Source organism: Xanthomonas sp. MLO165, from assembly GCF_018831305.1.
GTDB classification, from domain to species: domain Bacteria; phylum Pseudomonadota; class Gammaproteobacteria; order Xanthomonadales; family Xanthomonadaceae; genus Xanthomonas; species Xanthomonas arboricola.
In genome coordinates, this window is record NZ_CP029263.1 from 4,314,714 (window position 1) to 4,327,426 (window position 12,713).

At 68.2% G+C, this 12,713-nt stretch carries 12 protein-coding genes; 8 read left to right on the plus strand and 4 right to left on the minus strand.

The window, feature by feature from the left end; all coding sequences use genetic code 11:
* Positions 1–65 precede the first annotated feature (65 nt).
* The 3 genes from DGN21_RS18115 to DGN21_RS18125 all read left to right on the plus strand — a co-directional run bounded on the left by DGN21_RS18115 (position 66) and on the right by DGN21_RS18125 (position 1,920).
* Complete coding sequence (locus tag DGN21_RS18115; protein WP_024940453.1) at positions 66–788, plus strand: glycosyltransferase family 2 protein; 723 nt, start codon at positions 66–68, stop codon at positions 786–788.
* The gene (locus DGN21_RS18120) at positions 788–1,129 is read left to right on the plus strand and encodes a lipid-A-disaccharide synthase N-terminal domain-containing protein (RefSeq protein ID WP_016901963.1); all 342 of its coding nucleotides are present in this window, start codon (positions 788–790) and stop codon (positions 1,127–1,129) included. The genes DGN21_RS18115 and DGN21_RS18120 overlap by 1 nt, the downstream gene beginning before the upstream one ends.
* A gap of 221 nt (positions 1,130–1,350) precedes the next feature.
* Positions 1,351–1,920: a hypothetical protein gene (locus DGN21_RS18125; RefSeq protein ID WP_126966474.1), complete on the plus strand. Its 570-nt coding sequence runs from the start codon at positions 1,351–1,353 to the stop codon at positions 1,918–1,920.
* Between the two features lie 325 nt (positions 1,921–2,245).
* Here DGN21_RS18125 and DGN21_RS18130 read toward each other — a convergent pair whose 3' ends face one another.
* The 3 genes from DGN21_RS18130 to coaBC are packed head-to-tail and all read right to left on the minus strand — an operon-like array spanning position 2,246 to position 6,337.
* A complete protein-coding gene (locus DGN21_RS18130; protein ID WP_164738924.1) occupies positions 2,246–4,591 on the minus strand; it encodes a phosphomannomutase/phosphoglucomutase in 2,346 nt (781 codons plus the stop codon).
* Positions 4,592–4,604: 13 nt separating this feature from the next.
* Entirely contained in the window at positions 4,605–5,072 is a 468-nt protein-coding gene (gene dut, locus DGN21_RS18135) for a dUTP diphosphatase (RefSeq protein ID WP_016901966.1), read from the minus strand.
* Positions 5,069–6,337 (minus strand): bifunctional phosphopantothenoylcysteine decarboxylase/phosphopantothenate--cysteine ligase CoaBC, encoded by a 1,269-nt coding sequence (gene coaBC / locus DGN21_RS18140; protein WP_024940449.1) that lies wholly within the window; start codon positions 6,335–6,337, stop codon positions 5,069–5,071. The genes dut and coaBC overlap by 4 nt, the downstream gene beginning before the upstream one ends.
* A gap of 96 nt (positions 6,338–6,433) precedes the next feature.
* On the opposite strand from coaBC, the gene radC reads away from it, so the two are divergent.
* The 5 genes from radC to DGN21_RS18165 all read left to right on the plus strand — a co-directional run bounded on the left by radC (position 6,434) and on the right by DGN21_RS18165 (position 11,163).
* Positions 6,434–7,111 carry a DNA repair protein RadC gene (gene radC, locus DGN21_RS18145; RefSeq protein ID WP_065033494.1) on the plus strand — a complete coding sequence of 226 codons (678 nt, stop codon included), beginning with the start codon at positions 6,434–6,436 and terminating at the stop codon, positions 7,109–7,111.
* Positions 7,112–7,197: 86 nt separating this feature from the next.
* Positions 7,198–8,886, plus strand: a complete 1,689-nt coding sequence (gene argS, locus DGN21_RS18150; protein WP_065033493.1) for an arginine--tRNA ligase — start codon at positions 7,198–7,200, stop codon at positions 8,884–8,886.
* A gap of 45 nt (positions 8,887–8,931) precedes the next feature.
* Positions 8,932–9,813: an SPOR domain-containing protein gene (locus DGN21_RS18155; RefSeq protein ID WP_039524849.1), complete on the plus strand. Its 882-nt coding sequence runs from the start codon at positions 8,932–8,934 to the stop codon at positions 9,811–9,813.
* A gap of 5 nt (positions 9,814–9,818) precedes the next feature.
* Entirely contained in the window at positions 9,819–10,367 is a 549-nt protein-coding gene (locus tag DGN21_RS18160; protein ID WP_126966472.1) for a hypothetical protein, read from the plus strand.
* Between the two features lie 40 nt (positions 10,368–10,407).
* The gene (locus DGN21_RS18165; protein ID WP_016901972.1) at positions 10,408–11,163 is read left to right on the plus strand and encodes an SDR family NAD(P)-dependent oxidoreductase; all 756 of its coding nucleotides are present in this window, start codon (positions 10,408–10,410) and stop codon (positions 11,161–11,163) included.
* 165 nt (positions 11,164–11,328) lie between these two features.
* Here the strand turns inward: DGN21_RS18165 and DGN21_RS18170 are convergent, their stop codons facing one another.
* Positions 11,329–12,456: an acyltransferase gene (locus tag DGN21_RS18170; protein ID WP_184551802.1), complete on the minus strand. Its 1,128-nt coding sequence runs from the start codon at positions 12,454–12,456 to the stop codon at positions 11,329–11,331.
* Positions 12,457–12,713: the final 257 nt, after the last annotated feature.

Below are 12,713 nucleotides of genomic sequence, written 5' to 3' on the forward strand. Positions count from 1 at the left end.
ACTCAGACAGTCAGGGCACAATGCGCGATCTTTTTCGCTCAGCCTTCATCTGGCACCACGAATCCATGAGCCAACCCCAGCTTTCCGTCGTCGTCCCGGTGTTCAACGAGCGCGACAACGTCGCCGCCCTGGTCGGCGAAATCGTCGCCGCCTTGCGCGGGCTGGTGGCGTTCGAGATCGTCTATGTCGACGACCACTCGCGCGACGACACCCTGGCGGTGCTGCAAGGCCTGAAGACCACCACGCCGGAACTGCGCGTGTTGCATCACGTGACCCAGAGCGGCCAGAGCACGGCGGTGCGCAATGGCGTCAAGGCCGCGCGTGCGAGCTGGATCGCCACGCTCGACGGCGACGGCCAGAACGACCCAGCCGACATTCCCAAGCTGCTGACCGCCCGCGCCAGTGCCGAGCCGCAGGTGAAGCTGTTCGCCGGCTGGCGGGTCAACCGCCAGGATTCGGGGTCCAAGCGCTGGGCCAGCAAGTGGGCCAACGCGATCCGTTCGCGCATGCTGCACGACAACACCCCCGATACCGGCTGTGGCATCAAGCTGTTCGAGCGCGAGGCGTTCCTGGACCTGCCCTACTTCGATCATATGCACCGCTATCTGCCGGCATTGATGCAGCGTGCCGGCTGGCGCACGGTGAGCGTACCCGTGCATCACCGCCATCGCACCGCCGGCGTGTCCAAGTACAACAACCTCAATCGCGCGCTGGTCGGCATCCGCGACCTGCGCGGCGTGGCCTGGTTGATCACCCGCAGCAAGCGCACCGTGGTGCAGGAGCGCTGATGGAACTGCATTGGCTGGATCAACCGCTGACCTGGCTGTACTGGACCGGGCTGCATGTCACCGGCTGGAAGCTGATCGGCTATGTGGGCGCACTGATGTTCGGCGGCCGCTGGCTGGTGCAATTCGTCGCTTCCAAGCGCGCCGGCAAGCCGGTGATCCCGCGCATGTTCTGGTACATGAGCGTGGTCGGCAGCCTGATGACGCTGAGCTACTTCGTGTTCTCGGCCAAGCAGGATTCGGTGGGCGTGCTGCAGAACCTGTTCCCGGCGTTCACCGCGTTCTACAGCCTGTATCTGGATGTGAAGCATCGCGGCTGGAGGCGGGATCGGGCGGTGCATTGAGCGGGGATTGGGGAGTGGGGATTGGGGATTCGTAAGTGCGGCACTCCTGCTCCACGTTTCCGGGCTTTGAGGCGATGCTGGTTGCGTAGCTGGGCTGATTGAGCGTGCTGCATTGACTCTGCTTTCGGTGGATAACGTCAGGGGCTCGCTAGCTGCGGTCAACGCGTTTTTTCGTACGTCGCGATGCGCTGGTTACCGACCTGGAATGAGGCGCGTGGCCGATGCCGCAGCTGTTTGCTCATCGGCACGCTGTGCCTATGTCCAGCGCGCTCCTCCATCGTCCGTTGTCCGGGTCGGCGCCGCTTGCGGCGCATTGGCACCTGCGGCTGTACACGCATCAGCAGGTGCCGTTGTTTGCCGACTGGCGTTGCGCGCGCGCGGCCGCGGCCAGCCTTGCGGCGGCCGGTCATTGGCAGGGTGCGCAGTTGCTGTGCTGGGTGCTGCTGCCGGACAGTTGGTGTGCGCTGTTGCAGGCGCCGGGCAAGGCTGCGCTGCTGCAACTGGCTGCGGTCGCACGACAGGCGGCTGCCGAGGCGGTCAATCGCGCGCGCGGCCGTGGCGGGACGGTGTGGCAGCCGCAGATGCAGGCGTCGGCGCTTGCGCCGACTGAGGACCACCGACAGTTCGCGCGCGCGCTGGTGGCGTTGCCAGTACGCGCAGGGCTGGCCGCGCAGATCGGTGGGTATCCGTACTGGGATGCGGTCTGGCTGTTGCATGACCGCGCTGCACACGGCGCCGCGATTGCAGCGCCAGATGATCGCGCACGCATGCCGGGTCCGGGACGCAGGTGACCGTGATCGCGTGCATTCGTCTGGCTTGAGCCGGAAAGACCGACCCGCGTCTTCGCCTGTCAGCCTTGCGGGATATCTGTGCGAGCGACATCTGCTCGATCAACATTTGACGTCCAGCGGCGCCTGCTCGATCAACGTCTGACGTCGAGCGGCGTCTGTTCGGGCGACGCCTGACGTCGACCGCCTACGCCTGTCGGAGCGGGCCGCGCGCTGCGGTGATAGCCTGCATCTGCCAGCGCCGAGCACGGTGTGGTCGGCAGCTGTGGCGACGCGACCTGCCCTGGCGGTAAGCCGGCAGGGCAGTCGCCCGGGACGTACCGGCCGGTCAAAATTCCAGTGGATGATCTGGAAGCAGGGCCTGCAACTGGCTGCGGAACAACCCGCGAATCCGCTGCAATGCGGCTTCAGTGTCGGCCTCGAAGCGCAGCACCAGGATCGGCGTGGTGTTGGAGGCACGCACCAGGCCCCAGCCGTCGGCGAAGTCCGCACGCAGCCCGTCGATCGTCGACAGCCGCGCCGATTCGAACGGCGATTCCTCGCCAGCCTGGGCACGCTCGACAATGCGCGCGACCAGTGCGTGCGCATCGCCGTCCACCGGCACCTTGATTTCAGGCGTGGACACGCTTTCGGGCAGGGCGTCCAACACCTCCGACGGGGTTTCCTCGCGCTGGGCCAGGATTTCCAGCAGGCGTGCGGCCGCATAGATGCCGTCGTCGAAGCCGTACCAGCGCTCCTTAAAGAAGAAGTGCCCACTCATCTCGCCGGCCAGTTCGGCGTCGGTCTCGCGCATCTTGGCCTTGATCAGCGAGTGCCCGGTCTTCCACATCAACGGGCTGCCGCCGTTGCGCAGCACGTGATCGGACAACTTGCCGGTGCACTTGACGTCGTAGATCACCAGCGCGCCGGGATTGCGCTGCAGCACATCGGCGGCGAACAGCATCAGCAGACGGTCCGGGAACACCATGGAACCCTGCTTGGTGACCACGCCCAGACGATCGGCATCGCCATCGAAGGCCACGCCGATATCGGCATCGAAGCGCTGCACCATCTTGACCAGGTCGTCGAGGTTGTGCGGCTCGCTCGGGTCGGGATGATGATTGGGGAAGGTGCCGTCGATCTCGCAGTACAGCGGGATGACCTCGGCGCCGATCGCTTCCAGCAGGCGCGGTGCGATATCGCCGGCCACGCCGTTGCCGGCATCCACCACCACCTTGATCGGGCGGTCCAGCTGCACGTCGTCGGCGATGCGCTGGATGTAGGCGTCGCTGATGTCGCGCTGTTCCAGATCGCCAGGCGTTGCCGCGGTGTGCAGGCGGCCTTCGTTGATGCGCTGGTGCAGTTCGGCGATCGCCGCCCCGGACAGGGTCTCGCCACCGATCACGATCTTGAAGCCGTTGTAGTCGGGCGGATTGTGGCTGCCGGTGACCGCCACGCAGCTGCCGGCGCGTAGTTCGTAGGCGCCGAAGTACACCACCGGGGTGGGCGCCAGGCCGATGTCGATCACCTGGCAGCCGGCGCGGCGCAGGCCGTCGATCAGGCCATTGGCGAGCTCCGGGCCCGATAGCCGCCCATCGCGGCCGACCACTACCTCACGCAGGCCCTGCGCCTGCATCACGCTGCCGATGGCCTGGCCGATCAACGCGGCGACGCCGGGATTGAGATCCTTGCCGACCACGCCGCGGATGTCGTAGGCGCGGAACATCTCGCTGGCGACCTGCAAGGCCGGCACCAGCGCTGGCGGTGAGGGCGGCGCATCTGCGTCCAGCGGGCGCGCCTGGCTGGCGAGGCTGGCGTCGTGCTGCAGGCTCTGGCTGAAGGTGGGTTCGTCGGCGGTTGGCTCGCCGGCCACGCGGCGACGCGGCAAGGCGACGCGGCCACGGCTGGCCAGCACCAACAGCACGGCGATGACGAGCAGCAGCGCGGCCACGATCGCGCAGCCCACGGCGCCCAGACCCAGCGGGCCGTCATCGCGTTGTGGTACCGCGGCGGCCACGCGCAGGCCGCTGTTACCCAGTGGCCTGGCCAGGGTTTCGGCAGCATCGGCCAGCACCAGATCGCCCTGCTGGGCAACGTTGTAGCTGCCCTGGCGCAAGGCCAGGTACGCACTGCCGGGCACTGCGATCGCATCCAGCGGGCCGGTCAGACGCAACAACGGCAGCCGCGCATACGCCACCGCCGGCTGCGCGCCCAGGCGCACCGCTGCCGCCACGCCGAGACGGACCTGCTTGGCATCGCGCACCACGTGCACCTGCGCACGCTCGGCCACCAGTGCCGACTCGAGCAGGCTCAGCCGCGCGTAGCCGAAGTCCTTGGGATTGTCGTAGGCGGCGGTGAGGTCGCCGGACAGGACCTGCACATCCTCGGCGCCCTTGAAGCGCTCGCGGATGCTCGAAGCAGCCGCAAGCGCGTCGCCATTGGCCAACGCGGCGATGACCTGCGGTTGCTTGAGCACGGCGTCGAGCTGGCTGGCCTGCTGGGCCATGGCCCGGCTGATGTCCTGCACGGCGCGGTCGCGCGCCTGTTCCAGCTCCTGCGCAACCGCATCCTGGCGCCATTGCGCATAGCTGCTCCAGCCGAACCAGGCAGCCAGCAGCACCAACACCCCCCCCAACACCGGACCACTCGTACGCACGCTGGACATCGACTGCCTGCGCTCGTTCGCCTTGCTCATGTGACGTCCCCCGTCAGCGCACGCCGGTGTGGCCGAATCCACCCGCTCCCCGCGCGCTGTCGACGAAAGTATCCACCACTTGCAAGCCCACGCGCACGATCGGCAGGATCACCAGCTGTGCGATGCGGTCGCCCGGCTCGATGGTGAAGGCCTCACGGCCGCGATTCCAGGTGCTGATCAGCAGCGGCCCCTGGTAATCGGCATCGATGAGCCCGGTGCCGTTGCCGAGCACGATGCCGTGGCGATGGCCCAGGCCCGAGCGCGGCAGGATCACCGCGCACAGCTGCGGGTCGGCCAGATGGATGGCGATGCCACTGGGAATCAGCGCCGCATCGCCGGGTTCCAGCGTCATCGGCGCTTCCAGCGCGGCGCGCAGGTCCATGCCGGCGCTGGCGTCGGTGGCGTAGGCCGGCAGCGGCCACAGATCGCCAAAGCGCGGGTCGAGCAGCTTCACCTGCAAGGACTGGGTCGGGGTGCTCATGCCTGCAATCTCTCCGCGATCAGGGCCAACAGCTGGTCGGCCAGTTCGGTCTTGCTGCTGCTGGGGAAGGCGCGCTCGCCGCCCTGCCAGTAGGCGGTGGCGGCGTTGTTGTCGCTTTCGAAGCCGCCGCCCTCGATCCCCACCTGGTTGGCGATGATCAGGTCCAGCCGCTTGGCGGCCAGCTTGCCACGCGCGTAATGCTCCACGTCGTGCGTTTCGGCGGCAAAGCCGACCACCAGCTTCAGCGCGCCGGTCTGCGCGGCGACCTCGGCCAGGATGTCCGGGGTGCGCACCAGTTCCAGGGTCAGCGTCTCGCCGGTCTTCTTGATCTTCTGCGCGACCACCCGCTTGGGGGTGTAGTCAGCCACTGCGGCGGCGCCGATGTAGATGTCGGCCGGGAACGCGCCCAGCACCGCATCGCGCATCTGCGCAGCCGAACGCACGTCAATCCGCCGCACCCCGGCCGGGGTGGTCTGGTGCACCGGGCCGCTGACCAGTACCACGTCGGCGCCCTGGCTGGCAGCGGCAGCGGCCAGGGCATAGCCCATCTTGCCGCTGCTGCGGTTGCCCACGTAGCGCACCGGGTCCAGGTCCTCGAAGGTGGGGCCGGCGCTGATCACGATGCGCAGGCCGTCCAGTTGCGCGCTGCTGGGCACGAACGCCGGGGCGGCAGCGGCCTTGGAGGCGAGCGGCGCGGCGCTGCCGGCACCGCCGGCCAGGGCGGCGATGATCGCCGCCGGCTCGGCCAGCCGGCCGGGGCCGGACTCGCCTTCGGCCAGCGGGCCGTCCTCGGGACCGACCACGCGCACGCCGCGCGCGGACAGGGTCGCCACGTTTGCCTGCGTGGCCGGGTGCAGCCACATGCGGTGGTTCATTGCCGGGGCCACGGTCAGCGGCGCGGTGGTGGCCAGGCACAGCGTGCTGACCAGATCGTCGGCCAGGCCGTGCGCCAGCCGCGCCAGCAGGTCGGCGGTAGCCGGGGCGACGATCACCTGATCGGCCCAGCGCGCCAGTTCGATATGTCCCATCGCCTGCTCGGCGGCGCTGTCCCATAACGTGGTGCGGGTGGGCTGCCCGGACAGTGCCTGGAAGCTGAGCGGGGTGACGAATTGTTGCGCGCCGCTGGTCATGGCGACCTGCACCTGCGCACCGGCGTCGCGCAGGCGACGGACCAGTTCGAGCGATTTGTAAGCGGCAATGCCTCCGCCGACGCACAGCAGCAAGCGCTGTCCGTCCAGGGGGCGGGCCTGAGTGGAGCCGATCACGTCGGAGTCGTCCTACGGTTACAAGGACAACTAGATTAGCCGATGCCCCCGTCCGGCCTGATAGGCGTGAGCGATGAGCACCGGCAATCTCGCCATATGCACATTCACGACTGGCCCACCCACGAACGCCCGCGCGAGAAACTGCTGGCGCGCGGGGCGCCTGCCCTGTCCGATGCCGAGCTGCTGGCGATCTTTGTCGGCTCCGGCCTGCGCGGCCAGGACGCCGTCCAGACCGGACGCAATCTGCTGCTGCGCCACGGCCCGCTGCGCGTGCTGCTGGATCACACGGCGCCCGCCCTGGCGCGCCTGCCCGGCCTGGGTCCGGCCTCAGCCTGCAAGCTCAGTGCGGCGCTGGAACTGGCGCACCGTCACCTGCTGAGCGCACTGGAACGCGGCGACGCGCTCAGCGACCCGACCAGCGTCGGCCGCTACTTTTCGCAGCGGCTGCGTGCGCGCCCCTACGAGGTGTTCGCGGTGCTGTACCTGGACACCCGCCATCACGCCATCGCCTTCGAGGAAGTGTTCACCGGCACCATCGACGGGGCCGACATCCACACGCGCGAAGTGGTGCGGCGGGCGCTACTGCACAATGCCGCGGCGGTGATCGTCGGGCACAACCACCCTTCAGGCAATCCGGAGCCGTCCGAGGCCGACCGCGCGGTCACCCGGCGCCTGCTGGATGCGTTTGAGCTGGTGGATATCCGCCTGCTGGACCACTTCGTGATCGGCGACGGGCGTCCGGTCTCGCTGGCCGAGCGCGGCTGGCTGGGATGAGCGCGCGGCGGTGACCTGAACCGTCGGCCCGACCCCGGGGCGCGCGGTCGGGTAAAATCGGTGGTTTCGTTCCAAGCAGATCCCACGTGAAAGCCCAACTCCGCGCACTGATCGGCCAAGGCATTGAAGCCTTGCGCGCCAACGGCACCCTGCCTGCCGACACCCTGCCGCCGGATTTTGTGGTCGAGCGGCCCAAGACGCGCGAGCACGGCGACTTCGCCACCAATGCCGCGATGCTGCTGGCCAAGCCGGCGCGCAGCAACCCGCGCGCGCTGGCCCAGGCGCTGGTCGCCGCATTGCCGGCCAGCGACGACGTGGCCAAGGTGGAGATCGCCGGCCCGGGCTTCATCAACTTCCATCTCGCCCCCACCGCCTACCAGCGCGAAGTGGCGCATGTGCTCAAGCAGGGCCACGACTACGGCCGCGGGCTGGCCGGCAACGGCCGCTCGGTGGGCGTGGAATATGTCTCGGCCAACCCGACCGGCCCGCTGCACGTCGGCCACGGCCGCGCCGCGGCGATCGGCGACAGCCTGGCGCGCGTGCTCGATGCCAACGGCTGGAACGTCAAGCGCGAGTTCTACTACAACGATGCCGGCGTGCAGATCGAGAACCTGGCCCTGTCGGTGCAGGCGCGCGCACAGGGGCTCACCCCCGACAGTGACGGCTGGCCGGAGAACGGCTACCGCGGCGACTACATCGCCGATGTGGCCACCGCCTATCTGGCTGGCGACACCGTCGACCTGGAAGGCCACCTGGTCACCGGCGGCAAGGACCCTGCCGATTTCGACGCGATCCGCCGCTTCGCCGTGGCCTACCTGCGTAACGAGCAGAACCACGACCTGGCCGCGTTCCGCGTCGATTTCGATATCTATTTCCTGGAAAGCTCGCTGTATAAGGACGGCAAGGTCGAAGAGGCGGTGCAGAAGCTGATCGCCTCCGGCCATACCTACGAGGAAGGCGGTGCGTTGTGGTTGAAGTCCACCGACTTCGGCGACGACAAGGACCGGGTGATGCGCAAGTCCGACGGCACCTACACCTACTTCGTGCCGGACGTGGCCTATCACCTGACCAAGTGGCAGCGCGGCTACGAGCGCGCGATCACCGAGCTGGGGGCCGATCACCACGGCTCGCTGACGCGCGTGCGCGCCGGCCTGCAGGCGCTGGAACTGGGCATCCCGCAAGGCTGGCCGGAATACGTGCTGCACCAGATGGTCACGGTGATGCGTGGCGGCGAGGAAGTGAAACTGTCCAAGCGTGCCGGCAGCTACGTCACCCTGCGCGATCTGATCGAGGAAACCAGCGCCGATGCGGTGCGCTGGTTCCTGATCGCGCGCAAGCCCGACTCGCAGCTCACCTTCGACATCGACCTGGCCCGTCAGCAGAGCAACGACAACCCGGTGTTCTACGTGCAGTACGCACATGCCCGCGTCTGCAGCGTGCTGCGGCAGGCGCAGGAGAAGGGCTACAAGTACGAGCAGGCGCATGGACTGGCCGAGCTGGCGCGCCTGGACGACGAGCATTCGCTCAACGTCATGGTCGAGCTGTCGCGCTATGCGGAGGTGGTGGACATCGCCGGGCAGACGCTGGAGCCGTACCAGATCGCGCAATACCTGCGTGAATTGGCGCACGCCTTCCACACGTGGTATCACAACACCAAACTGCTGGTGGACGATGCCGCAGAGCGCGACGCCAAGCTCACCCTCGCCGTCGCCACGCAACAGGTGCTCGCCAACGGCCTGGAACTGCTTGGCGTCAGCGCCCCAGAAAAGATGTAAGCCGGGCCGCATGGCCCGCAACGACGTGATTCGGAGAAGTGGTAGATGGCAGCACGACGCGGTAAGAGTCAGGCGCGACGCAACACCAGCAATGGCACCCCCGGTTGGGTGTGGTTGGTGGCGGGCGCTGCGATTGCGGCAGTGATCTTTCTGGCCGCGCCCAACCTGTTCAAGAAGGACGGCGACGGCTTCCTGCGCGTAGGCCCGCGCGCCAACCCCGACGCACAGCCCGAGCCGGTGGCCGATGCCGACGTGGATACGCCGGCCGAGCTGCCCAAGCCCAGCGCGCAACCGCCCAAGCCGCAGGCCAAGCCGGGCGATGCGCAGACCCAGTACGACTTCTATACCTTGCTGCCCGGCAAGGAGGTGCAGATGTCCGATGCCGAGCTGGCGGCCAGCGCGCGCGCCGAGGAAGCTGCACGTGCGCGCGCCGCATTGGAAGGCAAGCCGGTCGCGCCTGCACCGGGTGCGAGTGTGGCGGCAGCCACGCCGGCCGCCAGCGTGCCGGTCCCGTTGACCGAAACGGCCGCCAGCGCGCCGAAGCCATTGGCCGAGACCGCCCCGGCACGCCCGGCCGCCACCCCGGCCCCGGCCAGCACTGCGGCACTGAGCACGCCGGCTGCAACCGCTGCGCCGAAGCCGGCAGCGACGGCAGCAGCTGCCACCCCGGCAGCTGCCTCTGCAGTGACCGACAACACCCGCTACATCCTGCAGGCCGGCTCGTTCGGCGCCTCCGGCGATGCCGAATCGACCAAGGCCAAGCTGGCGATGATGGGCCTGGCCGCACGCGTGGAGTCGGCCGACATCAGCGGCAAGACCGTCTACCGCGTGCGCATGGGGCCGTACGGCAGCGCCAGCGAACTGGCAGAAGCCAAGCAGAAACTGACCGGTAGCGGCTTGCCCGCCATTGCGATCAAGGCGCAGTAGCCGCCGTGCTGCAGCGCACCGCCGGCCTGTGGTTGTGGTGGGGACTGATCGGCGCGGCGCACGCCACCGAGCAGATTCCCGACCGCATCCGGATCGACGGGCAGGACGCGGTGCTGCTGGCCGAGCCATTGGCGCCGGTGCTGGACGACCAGGCCACCTGGCAACGGTTCGTGGCGCATGCGCGGCCGGCGCTGGGCAGTTGCAGTGCAAACTGGCGCGGCTACCAGGCCGATTGGCGCGTGGAGCAGACGCAAGTGCTGCTGGATCGCATCGTCATCGGTGCCTGCGACACCGCGCCGCCGGCGTTACCGCTCGAGGTGTTGTTCCCCGGACGAACCGCCCCGGTCGCCGCGGACTGGATCGACGGTGAGCTGGTGATCGCCCTGCCAACCGCCGCGAGCGCCGGCGACACCGCACCCGGCACCGCAGAAGCACCGTATCTGCTCCTGCAGGTGCAACACGGTCGCGTAGTGACGCGCGAGCCGCTCAGTGAGGCCGAGCTGCGCGCGCGCCGTGCCCAGGCCCACGCACCCGGCGCTGCCACCACCCCCTGATCCCTTTGCCTGACCCCCTCGTTCGCAGGAGTTATCCCCCATGTCCAAGACTGTTCTGATCACCGGTGCCACCTCCGGATTCGGCAGCGCCGCCGTGCGCCGGTTTGCCGCCGCCGGCTGGAAGATCATCGCCACCGGCCGCCGCGCCGAGCGCCTGGATGCGTTGGCGGCCGAGCTGCCCGCCGGCCAGGTGCACACCGCAGCCTTCGACATGCGCGATGCGCAGGCCTTGTCGGCAGCGATCGACGCATTGCCGGCCGAGTTTGCCGACATCGATGTGCTGGTCAACAACGCCGGGCTGGCGCTGGGCACCGCGCCTGCACAACAGGCCGACCTGACCCAGTGGCAGCAGATGATCGACACCAATGTGACCGCGCTGGTCACCCTCACCCACCGCCTGCTGCCGGCGCTGATCGCACGCCGCGGCGCCATCATCAACATCGCCTCGGTCGCGGCGACCTACCCCTACACCGGCGGCAACGTGTACGGCGGCACCAAGGCGTTCGTGCAGCAGTTTTCGCTGGGCCTGCGCGCGGACCTGCACGGCACCGGCGTACGCGTGACCTCGATCGAACCGGGCATGGCCGAAACCGAATTCACCCTGGTGCGCACCGGCGGCAACCAGGCCGCCTCCGACACGCTGTACCGCGGCGCCACCCCGATGACCGCCGAGGACATCGCCGAGCAGATCTTCTACGTCGCCAGCCTGCCGGCGCATCTGAACATCAATCGGCTGGAAATCATGCCGGTCACGCAGTCGTTCGCCGGTTTCCAGGTGGCGCGCGACGCGCAGTGACGATGGCCTGCAACGCCATTGCCTCGGTCGCGTCGCGATCCGATGGTGGGTTGGTCGGCGCGTTGGCAGATTGCGCCGCATCCAAGCTGGGTGCGGCGCTGCAACCGGCGCACCGCCAGGGATGACGAAAACGCCGCGCATTGCGCGGCGTTTTGCTTTACCCGGTCAGCCGCGATCGGCGGCAGCCAACGGCTGCGCGCCTGGCCGCAGCATCCTGTCGCGCAGTTGCAGGAACGGGCGCTCCACCGCGTAGTGCAACAGCGCGCCGCCCAGCACTGCAACCAGCCCATACACCGCAAATGCCAGCATGCCCCGCCCCTCCAGCGCCGGGCCGAACCAGTCCTGGGTGAGATGGAAGACGGCCTTGTGGGTCAGATACAGGCTGTAGGAGATGGCCGCCAGCCATGCCGCGCCCGGCACGCGCAAACCGCCAAGCACACCGCTGCTGGCGGTGCCTGCGAGCACCAGAAAAGCCAGCCCCAGCGACAGCACCGGCCAGCCCACCGCATTGCCGAGCAGGCCGGTGCGCTCGCGGAACAGCCACAGTGCCAGCGCCAGAATCGCCACGCCGGCACACAGAATGGCGTTGCCGTGCTGCTGCAGCCGTTGCCACGTCATGGGACGAAACACCTTCAGCACCGCCAGCACGACACCGGCCAGCAGACCATCCAGACGATTCCAGGTCGGGTAGTAGATGTCTTCGATGAACCAGTTGCGCTGCAGACCGACGCCAGCGCTGTCCAGGGCAGTGTTGTGCCACCAGATGCCAGCACGCAGCGCGATGCCGGCAACCACGACCAGCACGCAGAGCACGCCAAAGCGTGTAGCCGAGGGCCGACGCAGCAGCAGCGTCGCCAGCAACGGAAACACCAGATAGAAATGTTCTTCCACGCACAACGACCAGGCGTGCGAGAACGCGGCGTCACGGCCGTAGTCGACGAACAGGTTCAGGGTGAAGGTGACGAACATCCACCACGGCGCCAGCCCGGGCGACTCGCGGAAGTCCGGCCACGCCATGTAGATCACCAGCACCAGCAAGAACGCCGGCAGGATGCGAAACGCGCGGCGCAGATAGAACTCCTTGAAGTCCAGGCGTTGCCCGCGCGCCAGCGGCCTCAGCACCTGCGTGCCGATCAGAAAGCCGCTCAGGACGAAGAACAGGTCCACGCCCATCCAGCCGTAGCGCGACAACCACGCCCAGTCCGGCCCCAGACCGCCGACCACGAAGGAATGGAACAGCATCACCCAGACAATGGCGATGCCACGCAGCAGATCGAGAGCGGGGTAGCGCATGCGGACGATGCAAAGCCGAGGGAGCCCGATTGTGCCGCATCCTACCGATGCGACGATGCCGGCGCTGGCCGCATTCGCCAGCTCGGATCAGCAATGCAGACGCTGTTTCCACCTCACTCCGTCGTGCAGGCATGGTCCGGTCGACCACCTATCGGCGGCAATAGGCCCCAGCGCCCCACCCGTGCAGCAGCCAAGGGGCTTCGGTGAGGCCAGCCGCATTGCCGCAGCCAATCCAATGTTGACGCTGTGGCTCCCCC